Source organism: Neobacillus oceani (genome assembly GCF_046237595.1).
GTDB classification, from domain to species: domain Bacteria; phylum Bacillota; class Bacilli; order Bacillales; family Cytobacillaceae; genus Bacillus_D; species Bacillus_D oceani.
The window spans coordinates 4515583-4542182 of record NZ_CP143543.1 but is presented as its reverse complement, the minus strand read 5'-3'; the positions used below and the strand labels follow the sequence as shown (position 1 = coordinate 4542182).

Below are 26600 nucleotides of genomic sequence, written 5' to 3'. Positions count from 1 at the left end.
AAAACAAAGTCGAATGGCTTTGTTTTATTTTTTTGAAAAAAACGAAGAAAAAAGTAAAAATTTAGAATTTAATGTAGTATAGTAAACTTGAAAATACAATTATTTTATAATGGTGGTGACCTTTGTGAATAGAGTTGAGATTCAAGACGTTGGTAGTTATTTGCTAGCTATTGCATCTTTCTTAGAATCTAGCAAAAGGCTCTGGTATCGTGGGCAATCTAAAGACAATACTGAATATAAATTACTTCCGTCAAGCTTTAGAAATAGTACCGATGAAGATTATGAAATGGATTTTTATATGAAATTTAAAGCTAAAGCGGTGCCTTTTCTAGAAAAATTACCAAATTCATTTTGGGATTGGTTATTTATAATGCAACATCATGGCGTACCAACAAGGCTACTTGATTGGAGCGAAGATGCATTAATAGCCTTAATGTTTGCCATTGAATATAGAAGCACAACAGATCCTATAGAATTTGATGCAGTAGTTTGGTGTCTTGATCCTCTCGAATTGAATAGAAATTTTAATTTCCAATCAACTAGAAATAATATCCCCAATATAGAATCAGAGGATATTACAAGTATATTTGGGCCAGAAAGTCCGCCCGGTGTTCCAATAAACCATCCAATAGCTGTTATAGGATCACTTAATAGCGAAAGAATTATAGCACAAAAGGGCGTTTTCACTTTATTCCCTAAACCTCCTAGTGTCAGAGCACTTGAAGAAACAAATAATGCTGATAGATTTTTAAGTAAAATTGTAATTAAAAAAAGTGCAATAGATACTATAAAAAAACAACTATATAACATTGGAATAAATGAAAGTAGCCTTTATCCAGGACTAGATGCTATCGGAAAGATTATTATTAGAGAACACAAAGAAAATTTGCTAAGTGCTGGAGGTGTATAAAATGTTTGCAATTAATAAAACAACTTCCACCATTTTAGAGTGGTATACACATTTTATAAGTAAGAATATAGACTTTAATCCTCCCTATCAACGTATTGGGGGAATTTGGAGTACGGAAAGTAAGCAATTGTTGATTGATAGTATTTTCAATAATATGGATATACCAAAATTTTACGTGAATTATTTTATTAATAAAGGAAATGAATTAAACCCTAAGGAAAAACTTTTTGCAATTATTGATGGGAAACAAAGGTTTTTATCAATATTTGAATTTATGGAGGATAAGTTTCCTTTAAGTCAAAACTTTGAGTTTTTCGATGATCCTGAAATTAAAATAAACGGCATGAACTATAGCGAAATAGCAATATATTACCCAAAGTTAAAATATTTATTCGATAACTTTAAGTTAGATATAGCATTAGTAATAACAGATGAGCAGGAAAAAATTGACGAACTTTTTCTACGATTAAATGAAGGTAAACAATTAAATAATGCAGAAAAAAGATATGCTATACAAGGCTACTTATCCAATAAGCTAAAAGAGTTAATCAGAGAGCATAATTTTTTTATAAAGCTCACATTTAAAGATAAAAGATATGATTATTTCGACCTGTTAACCAAGTTGTTTTTTTTAGATAGTAATAATGAAATTCTATCTTTAAATAAAAAAAACCTTGATGCCCTACTTAAAGAAAACAGACAACCAACAGAAGAAATAGCTCGTAAATTGGAAATTTTTAAATTGAATCTTCAAGATTTTTCAAACGTTTTTAATTCGAGTGACCCATTATTAAATTCTAAATCAAAAATTCCAATTTATTATGTATTATTTAAAACACTAGAAAGCCGCAATTGGGAAGATTTACATACTTTTTTAAGTCGTTTTGAAAATTTAATTATGAAAAATAGGATATCTAATGGATTAAAAGATGAAACCTTAATAGAGTATGATAGGTTGACACAACAAGGTACAATTTCAAAGAGTTCTATTGAAAATCGATTAAGAATATTAAATTTGTATTTTAATTATTTTATTGAAAATGGAGGAAGTTTAAACATAATAAGTATTCCAATTGATATTGAAGAATAATATTAGGGATATATTTGAACATTAAACATAGAAAAAAGTTTTCATTATATAGGAACCTAACTGCTTCTTAGAAGAACTTAATACTATAACTAAAAGCGGCAATTATTAACTGTGTTATATTTATTTTAAGAAGAAGGTAGTGGTAATATATGAAAGCGAAAATTATTAAAATAAATGATCTTCATATTAATGAAGAGAATCCTCGAGATGAATTTCAAGAAGATGAAGCAGCCGCAATAAAAATATTATTTAAAAGTGAAAAAAAACTATTTAATTTAATGAAATCAATTGCAGAATATGGTTTTGAAATTTCCGAAAGAATAATAGTTGTTGAACAAGGAGAACAAAATAATTACTTGGTAATGGATGGAAACAGACGGATTACCTGTATAAAGCTTTTAAATAACCCTCAAATTTTACCAGTAGATATTAGAGACAGAGAACGTTTAATTAAACGTATCAAAAAAATTAAAGAAGACTTCAATTTTACTCCTATCTCTTCTGTTGATTGTGTTATTTACGATATTCCTGCTGAAGAAACTTTAATGAGAAAAACAATTCAAAATAAGCATACAGGGGAAAATAATGGTGCTGGGCGACTCCCTTGGGATTATAAGGCCCAGAATAGATTTATGAATGATGACTATAAGAATTATTTGGTTGATTTCTTGGATAATATATTAAAAGTAGAGCGCTCCCTTTCAACAATGGAACGTATTTTTAGTGATCCTGATTTAAGAACCCAGTTAGGAGTAATTATTAACAAAAAAATTCCTGAAATAAAATTAATAAATAGTGATAGTGAACAAAAAATTTTTTACATATTACAACTGCTTAAAAATAAAGAAATTACTGTAAGCGATGTTTATTACAAAGAGGATCGAGAGGATTTTTATAAAAAGTATTTTATTGAAAATATCAATTGGAGAAATATACCAATATTAACTACATTAAGTATAGATAAAGAGCTAGGTACTAGAAGTACTAAACTAGATCAAACATCTGTAAATAAGTTAAGCCCAACAGTACAAGGAAACGGGATAGAAAATATAATAGAGAATCAACTCAACCAAGAAAGTCCATTGCTTGCATTGGCGGATCAATCTAAAGTGAACGAGTCTGTAGAGAACAATAAGGAAGATTCATTAATTATGGTCCAACCATCTGAAGAAGTAAATAACCAAAAAGATTTAGCTGAAAGTCCGTTACAACCTTATCCTTTGGAAACAATAAAACAACAAAAGCCTGAAAATATTTCATACTTGTTCCAAGGCATTGTTTATCATGGTGAGCACCCAGGAATTAAAAGGTCACTCTTTGAATTACATAGACTTAGTTATCTACCTATACATTAAGTGCTACTTATTTAACTCGAACTTTGTTGGAATGTACTTTACAAGAGTATCTTAAAAAAAATAACCTTTTAAATGAGTGGAAGAGGCCAGAAAAGGATCCTTCACTCACTGATTTGTTAAATTATTGCGTGAGTAACAAATCACTACAACACATAAATCAGAATTTCCAAAGAACTATCAATGTAGCTTTTGGAAAAAAAGATCACGATGAATTAAACTCAATTACACATGGTAAATACAATCTCCCTTCACCAGATGTTTTGTGGGATATAGAACGCAGATGGCGGTTGTTTTTAAAACATATAATAGATAATTTAAATAGTATAAACAAATAAAAAAGAAAGGGACTAGAGGTGGTTTAATGCCAACTACTTTGTCTCCACTGAGATATCCAGGCGGTAAGTCGCAGATGACAAAATTTATAAATCATTTATTGACTAATAATAATATTATTAATGCAACTTATGTGGAACCCTTTGCAGGGGGGGCAGGGATTGCTATAGATTTACTGCTAAACAAAAGAGTGAAGAGTATTGTAATAAATGATTTCGATATAGCTATTTATGCTATGTGGTACTCTGTTATAAATTTTACTAATGAATTTATACACTTAATATTAGAAACACCTATTAATATGAAACAATGGTATAAACAAAGAGCAATATTTATTGAGAAAAATTCATCCGATTTACTTGGTTTAGGGTTTGCTACTTTTTTTTTGAACCGTACAAATAATTCAGGAATTATAAGTGGTGGTCCTATAGGAGGACATGATCAAGCTGGCAGATACAAATTAGATTGTCGGTTCAATAAAGTTGCACTAATAAAAAAAATATCCAATATAGCAAAAATGAGGCACGCTATATCATTATTTAATTACGATGCTGTAGATTTAATAAACAAAGTTATAAAAGGAAGAATGGACATTAACAGCACATTGATTTTCTTCGATCCACCTTATTACAAACAAGGAAAGAATCTTTATACTAACTTTTTTTCTCATGAAGACCATAAAAAATTAGCTAACGAGATTACGAGTTTAGATGAATACCATTGGATAACAACTTATGATTTTGAGGCCGAAATTTCCAACCTATATGAATCTTGTCCTGAGAAAGTATACACCTTACAGTATTCTGCAAGAAAGCCCCGGAAGGAGAAGGAGTATTTATTTCACAATATAAAAACTAAGATTGAATCTTACGACAAAGTAATTTTTGAAGAGATTTCTGTATAGCGAAGCGAAATCGTACTCTTTCTCTTATAATAAAGGAAAATTTTAACCTCATTTAAAAATGCAACGGGGAACCATACCATAAATAGATGCAGTTTTAATTATGAACAATAATAGACAACTCGATTGGTTAAAATTAGAGAGGTTGCCAAAAGGAGCAATAAGAACAGAGATGTAAAGAACTCATCTCTGTTCTATGATTTACCTGGTTATATTAGAGGCCGTGAAGCCACATTCAACTGAAGGACAACAATATTGGTAAACTTTCTATATAATATGGCTATTTCTTAAATTCCCTTTCCTCTCCATATCCCATCGTTACCACTTCGGTTTGTTGATAATCGTTTAACAACTCTTTTAGGTCTTTATCTTTATCTATCATATTTTCCACTACGGGAAAGGCGTTCAATAATTGATCAAGGGTCTCCGGTGATGGGGCACTTTTTTTAGATGGAAATGTATGGCTTGGAATAACGTATTGAACTTTCAATAGGTGCTTCACTGCATAGGCTGCTTCTTTTGGCCCCATTGTAAAATGGCCTGATGAGGATAATATTGCAATCTCTGGATTATACACATCTTGAATCAACTTCATATCGTACATAAGAGCTGTATCCCCAGAATGGTAAACTGTATAATCATTGTCAAAGTCAAAAATATAACCAGCTGCCTCGCCCGCATATAGTGGGGTTCCTTCTATCTCCCCGTATGAGGATGTATGTTTTGCTTGAACCATTGTGACGTTAAGATCTTCGAAGGACACCGAACCACCTAGATTAATCGGAAGTACATTTTTAATGCCCTTTTGCAGAAGTATCATGGCCAAATCATATTGGGCAACAACCATAATGTCAGGTTTGTTTTCCACTATTTTAGAAAGCCCACTTGTATGATCAAAATGTCCGTGTGTCAAAAATACACAATCAATAGCATTATAAAAATCCTTATTATCTAGCTGTTGTGGAAATCCAGGATTTAAATCAATAAATGGATCCACGAGGTACTTTTTCCCCTCTTTACTTGTAAACATATACATTGCATGGCCAAGCCGTAATATTTTCATTACATTCTCTCCCCCTAATATTCGTAAAGTACAACCACTATCATTCTATTCCCGACTTTCTAATTAATAAGTACGAATTTACAAAATGCATTAATGGCTTAAATAAGGAATGAATATCATGGGAAGAGCCGACAAATATCAGTTGTTTTAAGCTGAGGTATTGAGAGCAAAAAGCGTCAAAGAACAATTCAATGTTCTTGGCGCTTATTTCATTTGGCGTGCCTTTTTAGATAGAGGTTTTTTCAGCTAATTAGGAAGTTTTCTAAGGATGAAGGAATACACCCACACCGAACTTTACAAGATTTAAAAAGAAGGGAAATATTTTGGTGATATAATAAGAAAAAAAGTAAGGTTTGCGTGATGGGGAAGTGGAGAATTACAGTCATCTTTAAAGCGAGGGAAAAGGTACAAATGCTTATTTTCAATTATTAACCTGAGTATTAAAAGTGAAAAAAGCCCTAAATGATTTCACTTCATTTAGGACAGCATAAAATTGCTTTAACTATTGTGTTTTGGCGGGAAATTTGAAATTCAGCCGAAATTAGATAATGGTCCAATTTTGTAATAAGAAAAGGAGCGATCAGTATGAGAGAAACACTAAAATCTGACTCTCCCAAATCGCCATCGATTTTTAAACAGGCATTAACTGTTAATAGGAAGCCTTTTCCGTGGTTAAAGGCGTTTTCTGCAGGATTGGCAGCGTCTTTGCCAGTTTTTATTGGATTATTAGTAGGGAATCTGGAATATGGGTTGATCGCTGGAATGGGGGGCTTTGCATATCTTTATGTGTTCAATATCCCTTATGCCCAAAGAGCCAGAAAGATATTTTTTGCTGTATTGGGGATGACGTTAGCCTCTGCCCTCGGGACTATTGCTGCCCCTTACCCACTTGCAGTAGCCGTTTTGATGGGGATTATTGGAGCTGTGGGTATATTTATTTTTGGAGCTTTAAAAATTAAAGGGCCATCAGCGATCTTTTTCGTGTTAGTTTTTGCGATGACAACCGGTATGCCTGTACATCCGGAACTTGTATGGGTGCGCGCCGGCCTTGTATTTCTGGGAGGGACACTATCGTGGGTGCTTGCCATGCTTGGCTGGTTTTTTAATCCCCATGGGCCTGAAACGGGTGTTGTGAAAAATGTATATACAGAACTTGCCGGGTTTCTTGACTCAGTTGGTACAGAGAAATTTAATGAGGCAAGGCACAGAGTTATGTCAGGCTTGAGGGAAGCGGAAGAAACACTTGCGGCAGGATATATTCCTTGGCGAAATACTGACATTTTTAATCGTTTAGTCATCTTAAATGATCAAGCAAACGCATTATTTTTCTATGTCCTTGAAAATTTTTCGGCGACAACCGTTAAATTGCCACCAGAGTTTGGGGAATTTCTCCGGGAAATCGCTCATTCGCTTGACCTGAAGCATAGGAATGAGATTCCTTCTAAAAAACTTCTTCTGTCGGAAGGAATGGATGAAACAGTATTAAAGTTATTCAAAGAAATAACGGATGCGGATGCGATTATGAATGAACCAACTTCAAAAATTAATCATGAGCTTCACATTTCCATCCCATCGCTAAGGACCATTTTCCTTGGTGCTTTTGATAAAAACTCGATCGTGTTCATTACTGCTGTACGGTTCGGCCTTTTTACCATTATCGCTGCTGTAATAGCGTACGAGTTTGAATTTACACGGCCTTTTTGGGTACCTTTATCCTGCGTAGCGGTTATGTCCGGCTTTACGATTGTCGCCACCTATCACCGTGCGATTCAAAGAGCAATTGGTACAATCCTCGGAATAATGATAGCAAGCTTGATTCTAATGGCTCAACCGAATGGATACATCATTGCAGTACTCATTCTGCTATTGACGTTCATTACAGAGCTGTTTATTGTAAAAAATTATGGTCTGGCTGCGTTATTCTTTACGCCGAATGCTTTGCTGATAGCGGAAAGCACAAGTCATGGGAACTTTGCCTTTAGTTATTTTGCATCTGCCAGGATCATTGATATTTTAATCGGCAGTATTATTGGACTAATTGGGGTGTTCTTCGTAGGAAGGCGGTCTGCCTCAAGCCGTGTCCCGCATTTAATTACCAAAACGGTCCGTAGCCAGGCGCAATTTTTATTGGTACTGTTCTCTGACCAAGGGACTGGTTTTAATGCGAGAAAAAGCAAAGAAAGAATGAAAATGCGAACCAATTTAAATAATTTAAAAACACTTTATGATACAGCTGCCGGTGAGATTCCAGTCGATAAAAAAGCACTGGAATATTACTGGCCAGTGATATTTTCCATAGATCATTTAGGATATTTACTGGAAAATTGTTCGAAAACTGAACAACGGCCGATTTTATCAGACCAAACACTATCCCAATTGCTTTATGTGTGTGAAACAATGGCGAATGCCGCCGATCGAAAACTGTCACCTTCGATTAAAAATGTCCCTGAAATAGAAGGGTTTCCAAGTATACGGAATGAGCTTATTCACTTGCAAAAATCCCTTCAAAAAGATGACAGAGTTTCTAATTAAATTTATGGGCACTTTTCTGAGTGCTAGAAAGCCGTCACCCAGATGCCCCTCATTAAGGCTGTTTACTGGGAACCATACCATAAAGAAATGCAGTTTTTTACGGACGCAGGGACATTATCCCATGCGTCTTAATTTTGGACTGCTAAGGATATAAATTATACTAAAATGAAGGGATATACTATCTAGAGGAGACATCGCAATGACCGTAGGAAAAAACGAAAAATTTATCATTCTAGCTGTGGCATTGGGCATTATCCTTAATCCATTAAATACAACGATGATTACGGTAGCTTTACCAGCAATTCAAAACGATTTCCAACTGAGTTCTACTAATATTTCATGGTTAATTGCCTCTTATTTTATCATTAGTGCGATTTTTACACCGTTGATTGGAAAGTTGAGTGATATTTATGGGAGGAAATTGATCTTTTTAAGTGGTCTTGTAGTTGTGGTGGTATCCTCCATTTTGGCACCGTTATCTCCGAATATGCCTGTGTTACTTGCGATGCGTGGAATCCAAGCCATCGGCACCTCGGCACTCTTTCCAGCCGGAGTTGGGATAATCCGTAATACCATACAGCACAATCAAAACCGTGTAATCGGGACACTAGCTGTTTTTGCAACAACGTCAGCGGCATTCGGGCCAACTATTGGTGGAATGCTCAATCAGTTCGGGGGATGGCCGGTTATTTTTTATGTGAACTTGCCGATACTAGCAATCGGAATAGGATTAACATTGATGTTTGTCCCGAAAGATAAGAAAAATACAGCAATATCCTATAAGTTGGATGGGATTGGAATTATATTATTTAGTTTATTTATTACTTCTTGGATGGTCTTTTTACTTGGACTCGAGCAAGTTGTTCAAATCAAAACATTGATTCTTGCGTTTATCCTAACGGTTATTTTCTACCTATACGAGAAAAGAAGGGATGAACCATTTATCAATGTGAATTTTTTCCAGAAAAACTCGAATGTGGCCCTTATTTTTGGCCAGTACATTTTATCAACCGTCATATTTTTTGCCGTGCTGTTAAGCTTCCCAACTTTTATACAAAGTGCGTTAGGTGCAAGCTCTCAAACGGCGGGAATCGTGATGCTGTCGCTTTCGATTTTTGCAATGATCATGACACCTATCGCGACTAGATGGATAGAGAGGAAAGGATTTCGAATTCCGTTAATGGCCAGTGTGTTACTAGGATTAGTAGGGGTTATCATGCTATTCACTGTTAAGGATCATTCTCCTTTAGTCTGGATTGGCATCGTGCTCGCGGTTACGGGGATTAGTAATGGGATACAGAATATCGGATTGCAAAATTTGTTGTATTCCTTTATTCGTGTTTCGGAAAGTGGGATCGCATCTGGGTTGCTCATGACATCGAGGTTTATCGGGAATATCCTTGCTTCTAGTATTTATGGTGTGGCGTTTGCTACAGGAGTCAATGAAGGAAATATGAATACAATGGCCATTGTATTAGTAGTTGTTGCTGTTGTGCTGGTTCCTGGGATGCTCTATGTTACGGTATTTGAAAAGAAGAACAGTAAAAAGATAGTATAAACTCAATGATTGAAGTTTCCTTCTTATAAGTTTAAAACTCAAAAACAAAAGTGGAATAAGCACCTGGCTATCATAAGTCAGGTGCTTATTCCATTTTTTATGGTGAACGGGTGTATTCCTTCTAGTGAATACCTAGAAAAAGAAATTTCCGTCGTTTTTTTCTTTTTTTGGGGAAAAATAGGGTGGGAATTCAGTTGCATAGATGAAAATAGGGGTGGAAGGTATTGGTGTCAGCACGAAAAAGGAACCTGATATTGGCATTACTTTTTTTAGGTTGGGCTTTAGGAAATTTGGATCGGTATATTATGAACTATGCTGTTTTGGCTATAACAGAGGACTTGAATCTTAGTGCATCATCGACAGGAATCTTGCTTAGCAGCTTTTTCGCAGGATATGCACTTATGCAGCTTCCCGGGGGATGGCTTGCGGATCGGTTTGGGGCCAGGAAAGTACTTATAGCCTCGGTTATTTTGTGGTCTATTTTTACCGGACTAACGGGTGCTGCTTGGTCATTGGTGTCGATGGTCATTATTCGTTTCCTTTTTGGGATTGGAGAAGGCGGATTCCAGCCTTCCAGTTCAAAAATTATCTCGCAAATATTTCCTGAAGAAATGCGGGCCCGTGCTATGTCGATCATGCTATCCTCTGGGGGAATTATTGCACTTATTATCCCAATTCTATCGGTTGGTTTGCTTACAACGATTGGCTGGCGGACCACTTTCTTTGTGATTGGCCTCGTTGGTATCGTGATTGCAGCATACTATTGGTATTACATCAAGCTTCCAAACGACGTAGAGAGAACAAATAAACAGAATGAGATTGTTCAAAGAAGTTCATTTAAGCAGTTGTTTAAGACACCCCTCATGTTAAATTTATTTATTGCTTATTTTTCCTTATACGCCGTTAACTGGGGCCTTGCCACATGGATTCCTACCTATTTGGTGAATGTTCGGGAATTAAACCTTGTTTCATTAGGATGGCTGCAGACCATTCCAGGAGTCGCCCAACTTTTGGGCATTTATATAAGTGGATACTTGATTGATAAGTTATCAAAAGGAGCGGAAAAAGCAGCTGGCGCATTAGCCTGCATTTGTATTTCGATTCTTCTCTACCTTATGTTCACGGCTTCAAATGTAACGAATTTTATTGTTTTCCAAACCATCATTATGCTGATTATTTCGTTTGTCATCATTTTATTACCAGCAATAGTCTTAAAAAACATGCCATCATCAGTAGCTGGTTCCAGTATGGGTCTGGTTAACACCGGTGGGCAGCTTGCTGGGTTCCTTACGCCCCTTGCAATTGGATTTATCGTTGATGCATTTAAAGGCTCGTTCAACGCGGCATTTTGGATGCTGATTGCTTTTGCATTTATCTGCGCTGTTTCTCTTTTGACAATAAATTATCAAAAAGGCCAATTGCTTACAAATAAAATATAATCGAAAAAAAGAAGAAGTAAGCCTACGATTAAAGGGCAGGAAGGGGTTTGGGTTTGGAAAAACAAACGTTTATTTCAGACTGCATTGAAAAACGAAAAGAAACATTTATTCAGTTAAGTGATAAAATTTGGGAAACGCCAGAAATCTATTTTGAAGAGCAACAGTCTGCCGACTATTTGTGCAAGGCACTGGCAGGAGAAGGGTTTCAGGTCAAAAGAGATGTTGGCGGACTTCAAACTGGTTTTATTGGGAGTTTTGGCAGCGGCAAGCCTGTGGCCGCCATTTTGGGTGAATTTGATGCTTTGCCGGGCTTAAGCCAGAAGAAGGGTCTTACAAAGCATGAGCCAATTATAGCCGGGGGACCTGGACATGGATGTGGACATAATTTATTAGGAACCGGAGCTTTTGCTGCGACAGTAGCAATAAAGGAGTACATGGAAAAAAAGGGCTTGAAAGGTACGGTTCGATATTATGGTTGTCCAGCCGAAGAAAATGGCTCTGGAAAAGCGTATATGGCCCGCGCCGGTCTGTTTGATGATGTTGATTTTGCCCTCTCTTGGCATCCGGAAACAAAGCACATTATTATGAACTTCAGCTCACTTGCGAACTACGCCGTTCGGTTTATTTTTCACGGAAAGAGCGCTCATGCCGCCGCTTCCCCTCATTTGGGGCGAAGTGCTCTTGATGCGGTCGAGTTGATGAATATTGGAGTCAATTATTTAAGAGAGCATATCATACCAGAAGCAAGAATTGATTATGCCATTACCGATACAGGCGGGAACTCGCCGAATGTTGTACAAGCCTACGCAGCAGTAGCTTATTTAATTCGCGCGCCGAAAAAAAAGCAGGTAACCGAACTATATGCCAGAGTAAATGATATTGCAAAAGGCGCGGCCTTGATGACAGGAACAAGGATGGAGGTTATCTTTGAAGGTGCTGCCTCTGACCTTATTCCAAATCATACTCTGGCAAAAGTTATGTACGAGAACTTAACAGCGATTGGTGTTCCTAGCTATGATGAGTTTGATCAAGCGTATGCGAAAGAAATAAGAGATTCACTATCCCCTGAAGAGCGTGAAGCTGCTTTTATAGGATTGGATAAACCTACTGTAGAACACCTAAAAGGGAAGCACATAGCCGATTTCATTCCTCCGCTTAACGAGAAAGAAATAATGCTGTCAGGCTCCACAGACGTTGGAGATGTAAGCTGGGTCGTTCCAACCATGCAGTGTATGACAGCTTGCTGGGCAATTGGGACTCCATTCCATACTTGGCAGGTTGTTTCGCAAGGCGCCATGCCGATTGCCCACAAAGGCATGCTACAAGCTGGAAAAGTAATCGCATGTACTGCAATCGAGGTAATGGAAAATCCGGACATCTTGCGAAAGGCAAAGGCTGAACATCAGGAACGGCTTGGAGGGGAACCGTACTTTTCACTTATTCCCAAGCAACAAGAGCCGCCTCGAAAAGATTGACCTGAATTCAAACAAACCCGGCTTTAGTTGAGATGTCACACATCAAACGGAGTGCAGGCACCACTTTTCTTAAACTTATTATAAAAAGCTTCTTTCCGAAGAATGACTGGTTGCTCCTGTATTTCATTTTCGTTAGTATTGGGATATCAAGTGAAGAAGATTAGATGTATTACTAAGAATTCTACGGAAACTGTGCCATTTGAAAAAAGCGTATTAATAAAAATATAAATTTCGGTTAAGTAAATATTTTTATGTGAGGGATTTTAATTGAAAAAAATGAATGTAGGTATTATAGGAATTGGAAGAATAGCTGGGAAATATCTCAATCCAGTATATAAAAATCCGAAATATAACCTTTTTGCTTTATGTGATTTAAAGGATTCTGCAGAAGAAACCTCTAGGAAATATAATGCTCTCTTTTATACCAATTATAAAGAAATGTTAAAGCAAGAAGAGATGGATCTTGTTATTATTACGACACCTCCCAATACTCACTTTGAGATAGCGAAGGACTGTTTGCTTCGTAAAAAGAATGTTATTTTAGAAAAACCGGCAGTACTAAATATGGAAGAATTGAATGCTCTTTTTGAATTGGCTCAGAAAAACAATGTTTCATTTGATGTAATCTTTCATTGGATGCATGGAAATGAAGTATTGTATCTCAAGGACAAAATCGGAACCTTTGGAGATATAAAAAGGATAGAGTCTACCGTTTTGGACCCTTATACCGATGAAAATCTACATATTAAAGATGAGTATATTGGTTTAGAAGGCAGTTGGTTTGACAGCGGGATCAATTGCTTAAGTTTGTTATCCTGCTTTATGGATATTAGAAAACTCCATTTAGTGGAGAAAACGTATATTTATGATGAAAAAGTCCACCAAGATATCTATTCAAAGCACCAATACGTAATGGATAATATCGATATTTCTATTACGGTTGATTGGAGATATCGTGCAAATCACAAGTATACGAACATTTATTTTGCGAAAGATGTCCTATATATCGATCACTCAAGGCAAATGATCTTATCTAATAATGAGCTGCTTGTGGATTTAAATAATGGCGACCGATTGGAAAATCATTATAAAAATTACTTCGAAAGGTATACATACAATTTAAATAATAATGATACTATTCTCACATTACATGATATATTATTAGGAGATAAGTAGGTCATATAATAGGAGAATAGTATGGATAAAATGGTTAAGGTCTCATTGCAAATAGGGAAATTAGTAACGGTTATAATTATTGAGAAATTAACCCTGCTTCTAAAGGTGATTGGCTTAAGAGCGTCATTTTACATTTTGACTATAGTAGGACTTTATTACTATTATCATCAAAAATCCCTTGATGTCTTATTGCCCATCATAATTGGTATTTTTATTTCGGATTTAATCAAGTCTCTTTATGAGAATTTTCTCATGATTAAAGAAGATAAATTAAAGACGACTCATAGCATAAAATATTTACAAGATATCTATCAAAATAATTATAAAAAAGAATTGATCCTTAATGAATCGAATATAGAATTTTTATATAACGATTGCTTTGTGAATCAAAAAGATTTCAAGATTTTGATTGAAGATGACCCCAACAAAATATTTGATCCCGATCCATTAATAAAGAGCAGCTACTCTGAAATAATGAAAGCACATAAGGGCAGTTATATTAAAAATTTTGAAACAATCAGGCTCGATGGGTATACATTGAATGAAACCACTCGTACCCTTACACTTTTGACGTCTAGAAGTAATTTTTACAATCATCTTTTAACGAATCGAGCAATAGACTATGAGTTTGAACCGGGATTATCCGTTAGAAAAATCTTCGAATATGGACCTCGCCTAAATAAGTTCGAAACGACAAAAATGTCAAACCATATTGGGATTAATGGAATTGTTCAGCTAAGTGATGGCTATACAATTCTCCCTAAAAGAGGAACGAATGCTACATACTCTAAAAATAAAATAACCGCATCGATTGCTTCACCATTAATCAGCAGCCATGATAAAAATGGAACGGTAGAACTTACGTATGAAGGGCTAAAAAATGAAGTCAAAAGCCTATTGAATAGCAGATTATATATTGATACAAAAACGATTAGTGATTCTTCTGTCGAAGTTATTTTCCTGGGTTTCGGTAGAGAGGTATATGAGGGAGGAAAACCTCAATTTTATTTTTTAGTTAAATTAAATTCAATAAGTTCCCAAGATTATTTACAGATCTTAAAAGATAAAAAGAAGGAAATGAAAAATAATAACTTGATTGATAAGGATAGTAATTTATTCATTTGCAATTTGTTATCTCTAAAGCTAAAAAAGAATTATAGCGGTTCGGTAGAATCTATGAACTATTATACAGATAAGTTAAAATTTAAATCCGTCGAGTTTTCCTTTTTAGCGAATGTTTGGCACCTAAAAGAGGCCGGATATTTGGAACAATTTAAGGTGGATCAAGTGGCCAATGAAAATATCATAAATTTAGAGCTGCAGAAGGAACCAGGGGAACAGTTGAAAAAATCTGTCTAACCCAAAATACTAGTCTTGCTGACTGAAAAAGTACATAGGCTACACACGAAACATAAAAAAAAGACCGGTTCGGTAGTGACTCCCAAAAGTTAGAGTAAACAATCTAACTTTTGGGGTGCAGTACCTTCACACCGGTCTTTTTCATATCAGTGACTAGTTTAGATTTACTAGGCGCCGTTCTTAGAAATATAAAACCCTATTAAGTGTAGCTTTAAGGACTCTCCTAAGCCTCCTTAGAAATAAGTGGGTGTACTTAATAAGTTAGGGTTTTAAAGAAGAAGGCACTTATTAGAGTGCCTTTTGCTTTTAGTGCTAATTAGCTTCATTCTGTAGAGAACAAATTGTAATGAACAAGTTGGAAACAATTGAATTTTCCATACTAAGCTAGCTCAATCAAGTATTATAATAGTACATATAAAAGCATCTATTTTAATAGATTTGAAGGTGACGGAAGTGAAAAAAAAATTACAGGCTGTCATATTTGATATGGACGGGGTCATTGTAGATACATACGAGTTTTATTATCTAGCTAATAAGAAATTGGCAAATATGCTTGGACTTCCTTTTACAAGAAAGGATAATGAAAAATTCCGTGGAATTAGCAGAATGGATATTGTAGAGGCTATGGTCAAACAAGCGGGGAAAACAATGGCCACTAGTGAAAAGTTGGCTTTAGCAGAGGAAAAGAATCGCCATTATAAAGAGCTATTAAACGCAATAAATGAAGAGGCTGTTATGCCCGGGATAAAAAGATTAATAGATGAATTAAAGGAGCATAATATCAAAATTGCTATTGCATCATCAAGTACAAATAGTGAAAGGGTATTAAAAAAAATAGGTCTCTTTGAAAAGTTCGACTATATCGTGGACGCGACAAAGCTAACGAAAGGAAAACCAGATCCGGAAATTTTTCTTAAGGCAGCTGAATATTTAAAAGTATCAGCCGAAAATTGTGCGGCAATTGAGGACGGGGCAGCAGGTCTGCAAGCGATTAAAAAAACCCCGATGTTTTCGGTTGGGATTGGCGAAACATTGCTTGAAGAGAAGCCTGATTGGTATGTCGATAGCACATCTGAAATAACTTTTCAGGAATTAGTAAAGCGATATGAAGGAGCACAATATGGTGAAACGAAATGAAATGGAAAAAGAATTCAAACTAAAATGGTTTGACATCGTTTTAACAGAATATGATTCCCTTAGGAATGAATCGGCCAATGCATTGCAACACCAGCAGTCTATTATTAACTATGGATTAACCGCCATCGGTGTGTTAATCGCATTCGGTGCAAACCTATGGGCAAAGGATCATATCGTTGAAAGTCTATTTATTTTTTTTATTCCTTTTTTATGCAATTTAATCATCCTCATCTGGAACGGCGAGGTGCGCCGGATGTCGCGGGCGGGACAATATATAAAGCTGATTGAGGACAAAATAAACCGGCAAATTTCTAAAGAAGCTAATATTCCTGAACTGGCTTTGGAATGGGAAACGTATTTAAGGAGGCCAAAAAAAACAACAAGCATTCTCAAAAGTGAAAATTGGCTTCAAAGAATCATAAATAGTATTACTAGCTTTTTTTCTTTTTTGTTTAAAGATAACGAAGAAAGAAATAATAAAATAAAGAGCAACTATATTGCCATTATTATTATGTTTGGTGTGTTGAGTATTCTTTCAATTTTTTTAGGCTTCGGCAATAATTATTCGATATTCTTCAAAAATTCTTCATTAACAGGAGTTGAACTATTCCATTCCTGGGTGTTAGAAGAGTTTAAATTGATAACAGTCTATGTAATTTGTTTTGTTATAGATATATTTTGCTTTATTTATCACTATCGTTACTTTAATAGAGTGAAAAAATAGGGAAGTAAAAGGAGAGAATTCTTTTTGAATAAAGGAATTGTTATCGGTATTGATGGTGGAGGCACATTCACTCGGGTGGCCATTGCTGATATGAACGGGCACCTCTTGGCATTTTCAAAAAAAGCGGGATCTCATCCGGAAAAAAATCAAGACCCTGAAGGCAATGTGAAATCAGCAATAACAGAGGCGTTACAAAAAGCAAATCGCCAAGCAGCAGACGTCCATTATATAGCAGGCGGATTCGCTGGATTAGATCATTCCGAGGATAAGAAATGGGCAAATAAATATACAACTCTCAGCGGTTTAAACGCGCCAAAATCTTTATTAAATGATGCTGAGATTGCCCAATACGGTGCTTTCTTAGGGGAAGAAGGCATTATTGCCATTGCAGGAACAGGCTCGATTGTCCTCGGTAAAAATGAAGATGGGAAAGTAATTAGAAATTATGATTTTCACCATGATTCATTAGCAGGTGCAAGGTACCTGTCTTACGAGGCGATCTACGACATTATTACACAAGAAAACACACAAGAAGATCAGAAATTTATTAAGGCCGTTTTAGAGTATTGGGGTACAGAAAATATTGACGCATTGCGGCTGCAGGCTTCACAAGGTTTTCTAAACAATCATATTGAAGCTGTTCAAAAACTTAGTAAAATGTCTTCAATTGTTGTTCATTTTGCTGAAAAGGGATCTCCTGTGGCGTATAGTTCCTGTCATAAGGTAATAAATTCTTTGGCCAGGGGAATCAATCTTGTTTCCTCGATGTTTTCATCTCAAAAAGTGCCTTTATCTTTCTCGGGAGGAGTCATAACTTCCCCATTTATGACGAATCTGATGAAACAACACTTGGCATCATCAGGCCAAAGTAAAAAGGAATTCTTGTATAAAGAACCCACATTACCACCCGTATTAGGGGCTGTATTATATGCTTATAATAAATTGGGTATATCTTTTGATGAGCCAATCGTGACAAGCATGAAATTATCCTTTAAATGTGAGTAAAGGAAGGCATCTCAATCCTTTTAATTTGATTGAGGTGCCTTTTTTGAAATTCTAATTTTTGAGTCAATTATAAATAATCAACACAAAATTTATACTCCGTTTATATTTCTCTTACAAAGGTAGGGTATAATCCAAATAAATTGATAGGAGGGATAATAAATGATAGCCAAGTTGGTTCATCACTTGTATCAATTCGAATGTAATATCTATTCAATGATTAACAATCGTTATGATCAAAAAGGTCTAAATTTATTCTTCCATCAAATTACTCATCTGGGCGGAGCGACGGCAACCATTAGTTTTACGGTCTTCTTCATTTTGTGCTTTGATTTTCCGACTAAATTATGGGGCTTGGAAAGTGCTTTATCTCTGCTGACAAGTCATCTCTTTGTGTTCTCTACGAAAAAAATATATCCTCGAGCACGTCCATATCTATCTCTGCCCAATGCTCGGGTGGGAAAAAATCCACTAAAGGATCATTCCTTTCCATCGGGTCATACGACAGCTATTTTCTCGATCATTACTCCTTTTATCTTTCATTTGCCAATCCTTGGATTAATCCTTTTCCCACTTGCATGTTGCGTGGGAGTTTCACGGGTTTTCTTAGGTTTACATTATCCCTCAGATGTACTTGCTGGTGCCCTTGTAGGAATGGGTTTTGGGCTACTTGCAATTAATGTTATTTAATGGAAGAGGAAACATGAGATTTATATTTTAATGGAGTGGTTCTAACATTCAACAATATGCTGAACATCTAAATCAGAATCTAATTGATCATCGGCTTTTTTACCATAGAGGGACAAATTTTTCACTTTGTAACTAATGCTGCATGACCCCAATTGTGGCACTTTATCGACATAATCGGCAAGAAATGTCACCGTTCTTAGGTAAGTGCTATAATAAAATAGATTGCTCATTATTTCACAATGATTTAATGGGCATATTATCTTTAGCACATAAATAATCAATTGGAGTGAGTTACATGAAGGGAAAAACAGCGATTATTACTGGTGGAGGCAGTGGATTCGGTAGAGAGACGGCGCTAAAGCTGGCTGAGAAGGGGACAAATATTTCGATAGTCGATTTGTCCAGAGAAAAAGGAGAAGAAACGGTTCGACTTTGTAAAGAGCGGGGCGGTGACGCGATCTTTATTCAAGCAGACGTAAGTAAGGTTGATGATGTAAAAAATTATGTCGCAGAAACTATTGACCACTTTGGGAAAATCGATTTATTTTTTAACAATGCCGGCATTTCTGGTTCTGGAGTCCGCACGCTGGAATGCTCTGTGGAAGAATTCAATGCCATAGTTGACGTGAATCTAAAGGGCGTCTTTTACGGAATAAAATTTGTGGTGAATGAAATGCTAAAAACTGGGGGCGGAGTGATTGTCAATACAGCCTCACTCGGTGGATTGGTCGGAATGCCTACTTTAGGTGCTTATTCAGCTACAAAGCATGCTGTGATTGGGCTTACCAAAACCATTGCCGGCGAGTATGGAAGAGAAAATATCAGAATCAATGCGATTGCTCCAGGTACGAATGAAACACCGATGGTAAAAGCATTTCCTGCAGAGGCGATTAAAGCAATGGCAGAAGCAGTCCCGATGGGTAGGTTAGGCCAGCCTCATGAAGTTGCTGATGTGGTCGCCTTCCTGCTGAGCGATGAGTCTTCCTATATACATGGCGCTGTTATCTCAATTGATGGCGGAGCTGCTGCATTATAGGTGTTGCCAGACACTGCCCACATTTTAAGGGGCGTCTACTACTTTGGGCCAAAAAGATTACTCTTTAAAACGGTGGCACAACGGAATCTAAAAATTTGCTGCAACAATTGAATACGGATTTGGCAAAAATTATGGATAGTGGAGGTCTGACAATATCATGTCAGGTCTTTTTATTATTTCAAAATAAAATCAGGGAGCGTTGGAAGCGGGGATTTCCAGATTAATAATTACTATAGAGATAGGAGTTATCAGGAAAAAATGCTATGATAGAGGCATTATGCCTTTAGGAGTCAAACAATCTATGAAAACGCCAATATTATTTGAGGATAATCATCTGCTATTGGTAGAAAAGCCAATCAACGTTCCTGTACAGGAAGATAGCAGTGGCAGCCTTGAATTTGTTAACGATGTTAAAAGATGACTTGAAATTACGTTACCAAAAGCCTGGTAATGTATATTTGGGACTTGTACATCGCCTGGACCGACCTGTTGGTGGAGTCATGGTGTTTGCGAAAACTTCTAAGGCCGCTTCTAGATTATCGGATATGATTCGCCGACATGTGATAGCACGAAATTATTTAGCGGTTGTTCATGGAACCCCAAGCAAGAAAAGGGGACAACTAGTCGATTATCTTCATAAGGATCAACGGAAGAATAAGGTGTCGGTTGTTTCTCCAAATCATCCAAATGCAAAAAAAGCTGTATTGGATTTTAAGGTTATGGCTTCGAAAAAGGGATTAAGTCTACTTTCTGTAAATCTTCACACGGGGAGACCTCATCAAATTCGAGTTCAACTATCAACAATGGGCCACCCAATTTACGGAGATCAAAAATATGGAGAACATCTGAATAAACCGGGACAACAAATTGCCCTTTGGGCACATTCGATTCATTTTGAGCATCCTGTCAGGAAGGAGCCAATAGAAGTTTATTCAAGACCACCGAGCCGTTATCCTTGGGATTTATTTGAACTTGTTACAAATCAAAAAAGTCAGGAAGTTTCTATTTCATCCCTGATATAATAAAACCCTCTTATTACCTGTTTGTTCCTCTTATTAATATCTGCAAATCATCCTAGGATTCTTTGATAATAGCCAAACGAGACATTCTTTTCTGGAATCCTCGTTTGGCTTATTTATTTGAAGCGAAAACTAAATTTCAGTCAACGGTCTTCCCTATATTGGAGCCAAAAAAGTAACTGGCCAGTCAAAGGTGGTTTCGTCCATTTGGAAATCATTTTACAATTACACCTGAAATTTCATACATCTATAAACAGACTTAAAAGATGGAGCGCAAATTCGCTTCATTTTTCGTCTTTTCAAGACAGACCATAAGAGCAAGAATGAGGACGAAATGGATGTCGGTTACTTGTTAGAATGGCTTCAATAGTATTAGGAGGCAATAAAGCAAAAAGATTCATACATCTCCTGAACTGCGTTGTCAAAAGGAATTATTATTTCTGGGAAACTCCTGGAATATGTAATAAGCTTAAACAGGAAAGAGTAAGACGTTTTAGCATAGTAAATGCCTTGAACCAGCACTAATTGAGGAAGGCAGTGGAGAAACATGGCGACAACTATCAACCTTTCATTCGAAGAGATGTGGGAGAAAATCATCGCTTGTGATCGTAAATACGATGGGCTATTCTTTACAGCGGTAAAAACAACTAAAATATATTGCCGTCCTTCCTGCAGATCAAGAAAGCCTAAAAAAATGAATGTAGAATTTTACAAAGACATAGATGAAGTTGAACGGGCTGGTTATCGCCCCTGCAAGAGATGCCAGCCTGAAGTTGGACAGTCCCCTACTATCGAGCATGTTCGAACAATCACAACGTTCCTAATCAATCATTACAAACAAACGTTGAAATTGAAGGATATAGCCGACCAAGTTGGATTAAGTCCCTTTTATTTGGAACGTTTATTTAAACAAGAGACTTCAGAGACACCACGTACTTATTTAGAAAAAATACGCATCGACAAAGCAGCCCACCTTTTGAAAAACACAACTTTGACAAACCTTGAGATTTGCTATGAGGTTGGGTTCCAGAGCCCCTCCAATTTTTATAAAGTGTTCCGAAGCTTAAAAAACTGTTCACCAAGTGAATATCGAAAGGAATTCGTAAATGAATTGGATTGATCATGAATCATTTATAGAGATTTATCCTCCAAAGGAATTTAACTTTGAAGAGTGTTTGATTTTTTTAGCCAGGTCCAATCAGGAAGTGCTCCATCAAATTAAAGGGGGCTCGGTATATAAACTAATAAAAGTTGATGAATCTTTGGTTTTGTGCAAAATCAGCTTCCTTAAAAGTTGCTTAAAGGTTGAATTCCCGGTTAACCCACTATCTAAAAGCAGCCGTAAAGGAGCAGCGGAGTATATTTGGGAATGGTTTGATTTGGATCGGGATTTAGAGGGATTTTATCAAATGGCCAGGCAAGACAAAATTTTAAGCCCACTTGTTCACAAATATTATGGCTTGCGCATTATGTGCATTCCAGATTTATTTGAGGCATTAGTATGGGCGATTATCGGACAGCAAATTAATTTAACATTTGCTTATACATTAAAGAAACGTTTCGTCGAACAATATGGCGAAAGTCTAACCTCTGAAGGACAAACATTTTGGTTATTCCCCTCCTTTGAAAAAATAGCTTCAATAGGTGTGGATGATTTAAGGAAGCTCCAATTTACTACGAGGAAGTCTGAATATGTCATAGGAATCGCTAAAGCTATGGAAAATAGTGCATTATCTAAGGAAGTACTCCTTCAAAAAAAAGATTATCAGCAAATAAAAGAATCGTTACTAATGATAAGAGGAGTCGGTGCATGGACGGCAGATTATGTGATGATGAAATGCCTGCACCATCCTTCCGCTTTCCCTGTTGCCGATGTCGGCCTTCATAATGCACTAAAGAATCTATTAGGTCTTGAGAGGAAACCAACTGTGGAAGAAACAAAAGAATACGCAGTAGATTGGGATAGATGGCAGGCATATGCTACCTTTTATCTTTGGAGGTCTTTATATGACTAAACTATATAAATTGGATTATGAATCACCGATTGGCATAGTAGAAATTAGCGGGACTCAAGAAGCTATCACCTCTATTTTGTTTTCTGAAGAGAATAAAAAGGTGAATGGTTTACAAGATGAAACTCCTCAAGTTTTAAGAGAATGTTATAACCAACTTGATGAATATTTTAAGGGCAACAGCTTTGAATTTACTTTCCCTTATCAATTTGTAGGGACTGACTTCCAAAAATCTGTATGGGAAGCTTTAAAAGGAATCCCCTATGCGGAAACAGGGTCTTATAAGGATATTGCCGTTTCCATTGGAAATGAAAAAGCAATCAGGGCAGTAGGAAGTGCGAATGGAAAAAATAAGTTAAGCATTGTTATTCCTTGTCACAGAGTTATCGGTACAAATGGGAGTTTAACTGGTTATGCGGGGGGACTGTGGAGAAAGGAATGGCTCCTCCGGCATGAGAGATCATTTCAGATTAAAAAAGCCGGGAACCCATACCATAAATAGAGGGAGTTTAATGCGATTTCTTTCCAAATATATTTTTAGGAGATAAAGGTGCTATAAAAAATAGCGCCTTTTTTGGGTTCAAAATAATAGGTATGACAATATATTGCTGCGGAAAAGGGGGTTTCAGGTGGAATCATTCTATTGACGGCAAGCTGCAAGCGTAGCCAGATAAAATAAGGGGACTGCTGATTGTTCTATTCGTAGGAAGGAGACAGTCAGCTGTCCTCTTTTTATATCAGAAGAATTATATCTAGATTATACTGGTATAATTTCCAGAGTATCCTCAATATTGGTTCCATTTCCCGTGTTTTGTTACTGTTCTGTAATTAATCATTCATACGAACGTAACATTTTTTCATTATACTAGCATAGTATTTTGTCCTAAGGGAGTGATGAAATACTAGTTCAAAAATAAAAGACAAATTGTATTAAGGAGAGAGAAAGATTAGGATGTTAAAACGTATTAATTTGATTATTTTAACAGCAATTATTTTGATGTCTTCATTAGTAATTCCTGCTAATGCGGAGATCGGCGGAACGGAAGGGACAAAACCCTGGATGAACACCAAGCTCTCCGCTGAAGAACGCACCGAGCTGCTTCTCGATGCAATGACAATGGAACAGAAGATCCAGCAAATCGCAATTTCGCGCTTCAATGAAAACGATAAAGGTGAGACGGTCGTTATCAATAGGAAAGGAAGCCACGGTTACACGAGCGGTGAATTCGCGCCACAAGGTACTCTTCCTGGGTGTGAATTTCAAGACACAGGCCGCCAGATTAGAGGGATCGAGGAACTCGGTATCCCTACGGTACGTATGACCAACGGTGGTACGGGTGTTAAGGGCGGATCGTGTCATAATGACCCACTGGCGACTGGCCTTCCGTCTACTCCAGCTTTGGCTGCGACATTCGACCGCGAGCTAAACTATGAGGCCGGCCGAATCCTTGGTGAGGAGACACGAGCTTTCGCGCATCACGTGTTCCTTGGACCAGGTATGAACCTCATCCGTCATCCGTACGGTGGCCGGAACTATGAGTACTTCAGTGAGGACCCTTATTTAACAGGTACCCTTGCGATCGAGCAAACAAAGGGTATCCAGGATCAGGGAGTCCATGTACAACTTAAGCACATGGCTGGAAACGAACAGGAAACTGAGCGTTGGACGATGGGTGTCCAGGTTCCTTCAAAGGCCATGAACGAATTATACATGTTGCCATTCGAAATGACCGTCAGAGATGCTGACCCAGCTTCCGTGATGTGTTCATTCCCGGATGTTAACGGAACTTATGCATGTGACAGTTCTGAACTGCTTCAAGATGCTCTAAGGGGCAAGTGGGGCTTTGATGGTTATGTTATGAGTGACCGTCGCGCGATTCACGATACAGTAGCTGCCATCAAGGCAGGTACAAATGTTGAGTTAGACTGGACCCCACAATACTACACACAAGAGAAAATCCAAAAAGCACTCGACGCTGGACTGGTAACAGAGGACGACATTGATAATCTGCTTCGTCCACGTTACATCAAGATGATCGAGTTTGGCCACATGGATGAGCCTTTCGATAAATTTATGCCGGAAATCGTTGATCCGATGGCTAACGGGGTTAGCGCACGGAAGATGGCCGAGGAAGGCTCTGTGCTATTGAAAAACGACAACGACTTCTTGCCACTTGACGGCGAGCCAAAGTCGATCGCGTTGATCGGCATTGATACGTTCGCTGGTGAGGCAAAGATGTCCCCACGTTCTGTTCGTGACGACAATGATTATGTAGTGACTCCATATACGGTCACACCAAAAGAAGGCTTAGAGAATGTTATCAAAGAGCTGGGCTACAACACTAAAGTGACATACAACAATGGCAGTGACCCGAAAGCTGCTGCCAAGTTAGCTGCTGAATCTGATGTCGTTCTTCTCATGGTCGGCGACAACCCACATGAGACAGTGGACCGTGAAACCCTCGGATTCCCAGCCTTGAACCTAAAATCGGGCTTGGCTGAGCAAGAGCCGGTGATCGACGCAGTTATGGAAGCTAACCCTGAGAATACTGTTGTGGTACTGAAGACTTCCGGTACGTCGATTATGCCATGGTTGGATAAGGTACCTGCAGTTCTTCAAGCGTGGTACCCAGGTATGGAAGATGGTAATGCCGTTGCTAACATTCTCTATGGTAAGGTTAATCCATCCGGTAAGCTTCCTATGACGTTTGGAGCCACTGAACGTGAAGCAGCTTTCGCGACTGAAGAACAATACCCTGGAACTCGTCAAGACACTGGTAAAGTAGGTGGACCTGGCCCTTACGGTGATGGTTCCGATCAGCTAATTGCTCAATACACTGAAGGTCTAGAAATGGGCTACCGCTGGTATGAGGCTAACAATGTGAAGCCAGTATTCCCATTCGGGTATGGTCTATCGTACACGACTTTCGAGTATGACGATCTTAAGGTGAAGAAGGTCCGCGGTGAAGGCAATGGCAAAAAAGACTCGCTGTCTGGTATTGACGTGTCCTTCACAATCACGAACACTGGTGACGTTGCCGGTAAAGAAGCGGCACAGGTCTACCTAACACTTCCGGATGAGGCAGGACAGCCTACAAAGCGTCTTGTCAACTTCGAGAAGGTTGACCTTGAGCCTGGTGAGAGCAAGCAGGTAACTCTACGGATTAACCATGCTGACTCCAATCACCCGTTCTCTTATTTCGTTCCGGAAGAACCGGACAACCTTGCGAACTGGGCTGACGGAGAATGGGCAACTGCTAATGGAAAGTACCGCGTACATGTAGGTGGTTCCTCTGCAGACACACCATTAGAAAAGGATGTCCCGTTGAACTTCAAACTCAGCAAGGACAACAATAAGGGCAAGGGAAACTCACGTAAGTAAGCCCATGCCCATGGGATGACGTTGGCAACCCTGTATGGGACGTCAGGCATCTCGAAGATGATGAGCCCGCGGGTTCGGCGAATTAAGCCGAGACCCCGCGGGCTCATCGCTTTTCTCTGCGCCTTCATGGCTACGAGAGGGAGAAAAGAGGCAGGAAGGATCGCAAGCAAAGCAAACCCGATAATCGCCATCACTTTGCTGTAAGAGTACCATTCACTGGAAGCGGTCTGTTTTTCAATAGTTCTAGAAATAGTTAACACGACCATAATGCCTAGAATCCCCAGGAAACCCAGTATATAATGGACCATCATTAGTTTATACATGTGGTTTACATGATCAACGACAGCATTTTCACCCGGCGGTGAAATCAATACAAAAATAACTGTGAGAAGATAGCATAATCCTGC

General features: G+C 37.5%; 20 protein-coding genes and 1 pseudogene. 20 read left to right on the top strand and 1 reads right to left on the bottom strand.

The annotated features are described in order from the left end of the window. Positions 1-124 precede the first annotated feature (124 nt). From V1499_RS22745 to V1499_RS22730, 4 genes are all read left to right on the top strand, one after another. Entirely contained in the window at positions 125-910 is a 786-nt protein-coding gene (locus tag V1499_RS22745) for an FRG domain-containing protein (RefSeq protein WP_409272831.1), read from the top strand. A 1-nt stretch (position 911) separates the two neighbouring features. Next, the gene (locus V1499_RS22740) at positions 912-2000 is read left to right on the top strand and encodes a DUF262 domain-containing protein (RefSeq protein WP_409272829.1); all 1089 of its coding nucleotides are present in this window, start codon (positions 912-914) and stop codon (positions 1998-2000) included. 149 nt (positions 2001-2149) lie between these two features. After that, complete coding sequence (locus V1499_RS22735) at positions 2150-3355, top strand: hypothetical protein (protein WP_409272827.1); 1206 nt, start codon at positions 2150-2152, stop codon at positions 3353-3355. A gap of 361 nt (positions 3356-3716) precedes the next feature. After that, positions 3717-4592 (top strand): DNA adenine methylase, encoded by an 876-nt coding sequence (locus V1499_RS22730; protein WP_409272825.1) that lies wholly within the window; start codon positions 3717-3719, stop codon positions 4590-4592. A 277-nt stretch (positions 4593-4869) separates the two neighbouring features. Here the strand turns inward: V1499_RS22730 and V1499_RS22725 are convergent, their stop codons facing one another. Then, positions 4870-5652 (bottom strand): metal-dependent hydrolase, encoded by a 783-nt coding sequence (locus tag V1499_RS22725; protein ID WP_409272823.1) that lies wholly within the window; start codon positions 5650-5652, stop codon positions 4870-4872. Between the two features lie 585 nt (positions 5653-6237). Here V1499_RS22725 and V1499_RS22720 point away from each other — a divergent pair. The 16 genes and pseudogenes from V1499_RS22720 (at position 6238) to V1499_RS22645 (ending at position 26193) form a co-directional block, all read left to right on the top strand. After that, positions 6238-8184: an FUSC family protein gene (locus tag V1499_RS22720; RefSeq protein WP_409272821.1), complete on the top strand. Its 1947-nt coding sequence runs from the start codon at positions 6238-6240 to the stop codon at positions 8182-8184. A gap of 199 nt (positions 8185-8383) precedes the next feature. Beyond that, positions 8384-9742, top strand: a complete 1359-nt coding sequence (locus V1499_RS22715; protein WP_409272819.1) for an MFS transporter — start codon at positions 8384-8386, stop codon at positions 9740-9742. Between the two features lie 224 nt (positions 9743-9966). Then, a complete protein-coding gene (locus tag V1499_RS22710; RefSeq protein ID WP_409272817.1) occupies positions 9967-11181 on the top strand; it encodes an MFS transporter in 1215 nt (404 codons plus the stop codon). Between the two features lie 53 nt (positions 11182-11234). After that, a complete protein-coding gene (locus V1499_RS22705) occupies positions 11235-12656 on the top strand; it encodes a M20 family metallopeptidase (protein WP_409272815.1) in 1422 nt (473 codons plus the stop codon). Between the two features lie 276 nt (positions 12657-12932). Next, positions 12933-13832, top strand: a complete 900-nt coding sequence (locus V1499_RS22700; RefSeq protein WP_409276368.1) for a Gfo/Idh/MocA family protein — start codon at positions 12933-12935, stop codon at positions 13830-13832. A gap of 21 nt (positions 13833-13853) precedes the next feature. Beyond that, the gene (locus tag V1499_RS22695; RefSeq protein WP_409272814.1) at positions 13854-15191 is read left to right on the top strand and encodes a hypothetical protein; all 1338 of its coding nucleotides are present in this window, start codon (positions 13854-13856) and stop codon (positions 15189-15191) included. Between the two features lie 453 nt (positions 15192-15644). Continuing rightward, positions 15645-16328, top strand: coding sequence for a beta-phosphoglucomutase (gene pgmB / locus V1499_RS22690; protein ID WP_409272812.1), 684 nt, complete (start codon positions 15645-15647; stop codon positions 16326-16328). After that, a complete protein-coding gene (locus tag V1499_RS22685; RefSeq protein ID WP_409272810.1) occupies positions 16312-17052 on the top strand; it encodes a hypothetical protein in 741 nt (246 codons plus the stop codon). Before pgmB ends, V1499_RS22685 begins: the two co-directional genes overlap by 17 nt. 24 nt (positions 17053-17076) lie before the next feature. After that, positions 17077-18057: a BadF/BadG/BcrA/BcrD ATPase family protein gene (locus tag V1499_RS22680; RefSeq protein WP_409272808.1), complete on the top strand. Its 981-nt coding sequence runs from the start codon at positions 17077-17079 to the stop codon at positions 18055-18057. A gap of 159 nt (positions 18058-18216) precedes the next feature. Next, positions 18217-18744, top strand: coding sequence for a phosphatase PAP2 family protein (locus V1499_RS22675; RefSeq protein WP_409272806.1), 528 nt, complete (start codon positions 18217-18219; stop codon positions 18742-18744). A 295-nt stretch (positions 18745-19039) separates the two neighbouring features. Next, entirely contained in the window at positions 19040-19780 is a 741-nt protein-coding gene (locus V1499_RS22670; protein ID WP_409272804.1) for an SDR family NAD(P)-dependent oxidoreductase, read from the top strand. Positions 19781-20081: 301 nt separating this feature from the next. Next, positions 20082-20802, top strand: a pseudogene (locus V1499_RS22665) (RluA family pseudouridine synthase). Positions 20803-21346: 544 nt separating this feature from the next. Then, entirely contained in the window at positions 21347-21919 is a 573-nt protein-coding gene (locus tag V1499_RS22660; protein ID WP_409272802.1) for a bifunctional transcriptional activator/DNA repair enzyme AdaA, read from the top strand. Further along, positions 21906-22814: a DNA-3-methyladenine glycosylase family protein gene (locus V1499_RS22655; protein WP_409272800.1), complete on the top strand. Its 909-nt coding sequence runs from the start codon at positions 21906-21908 to the stop codon at positions 22812-22814. The genes V1499_RS22660 and V1499_RS22655 overlap by 14 nt, the downstream gene beginning before the upstream one ends. Next, positions 22807-23313 (top strand): methylated-DNA--[protein]-cysteine S-methyltransferase, encoded by a 507-nt coding sequence (locus tag V1499_RS22650; protein ID WP_409272798.1) that lies wholly within the window; start codon positions 22807-22809, stop codon positions 23311-23313. Before V1499_RS22655 ends, V1499_RS22650 begins: the two co-directional genes overlap by 8 nt. A 450-nt stretch (positions 23314-23763) precedes the next feature. Next, positions 23764-26193: a beta-glucosidase gene (locus V1499_RS22645; RefSeq protein WP_409272796.1), complete on the top strand. Its 2430-nt coding sequence runs from the start codon at positions 23764-23766 to the stop codon at positions 26191-26193. Positions 26194-26600 lie beyond the last annotated feature (407 nt).

What these genes read in the sequence shown, in the direction of transcription:
- V1499_RS22730 (WP_409272825.1), top strand. Translation starts at nt 3,717, where the DNA reads ATGCCAACTACTTTGTCTCCACTGAGATATCCAGGCGGTAAGTCGCAG.
- V1499_RS22725 (WP_409272823.1), bottom strand. Translation starts at nt 5,652, where the DNA reads ATGAAAATATTACGGCTTGGCCATGCAATGTATATGTTTACAAGTAAA.
- V1499_RS22735 (WP_409272827.1), top strand. Translation starts at nt 2,150, where the DNA reads ATGAAAGCGAAAATTATTAAAATAAATGATCTTCATATTAATGAAGAG.
- V1499_RS22655 (WP_409272800.1), top strand. Translation starts at nt 21,906, where the DNA reads ATGAATTGGATTGATCATGAATCATTTATAGAGATTTATCCTCCAAAG.
- V1499_RS22715 (WP_409272819.1), top strand. Translation starts at nt 8,384, where the DNA reads ATGACCGTAGGAAAAAACGAAAAATTTATCATTCTAGCTGTGGCATTG.
- V1499_RS22695 (WP_409272814.1), top strand. Translation starts at nt 13,854, where the DNA reads ATGGATAAAATGGTTAAGGTCTCATTGCAAATAGGGAAATTAGTAACG.
- V1499_RS22660 (WP_409272802.1), top strand. Translation starts at nt 21,347, where the DNA reads ATGGCGACAACTATCAACCTTTCATTCGAAGAGATGTGGGAGAAAATC.
- V1499_RS22740 (WP_409272829.1), top strand. Translation starts at nt 912, where the DNA reads ATGTTTGCAATTAATAAAACAACTTCCACCATTTTAGAGTGGTATACA.
- V1499_RS22675 (WP_409272806.1), top strand. Translation starts at nt 18,217, where the DNA reads ATGATAGCCAAGTTGGTTCATCACTTGTATCAATTCGAATGTAATATC.
- V1499_RS22685 (WP_409272810.1), top strand. Translation starts at nt 16,312, where the DNA reads ATGGTGAAACGAAATGAAATGGAAAAAGAATTCAAACTAAAATGGTTT.
- V1499_RS22670 (WP_409272804.1), top strand. Translation starts at nt 19,040, where the DNA reads ATGAAGGGAAAAACAGCGATTATTACTGGTGGAGGCAGTGGATTCGGT.
- V1499_RS22700 (WP_409276368.1), top strand. Translation starts at nt 12,933, where the DNA reads ATGAATGTAGGTATTATAGGAATTGGAAGAATAGCTGGGAAATATCTC.
- V1499_RS22645 (WP_409272796.1), top strand. Translation starts at nt 23,764, where the DNA reads ATGTTAAAACGTATTAATTTGATTATTTTAACAGCAATTATTTTGATG.
- V1499_RS22720 (WP_409272821.1), top strand. Translation starts at nt 6,238, where the DNA reads ATGAGAGAAACACTAAAATCTGACTCTCCCAAATCGCCATCGATTTTT.
- V1499_RS22650 (WP_409272798.1), top strand. Translation starts at nt 22,807, where the DNA reads ATGACTAAACTATATAAATTGGATTATGAATCACCGATTGGCATAGTA.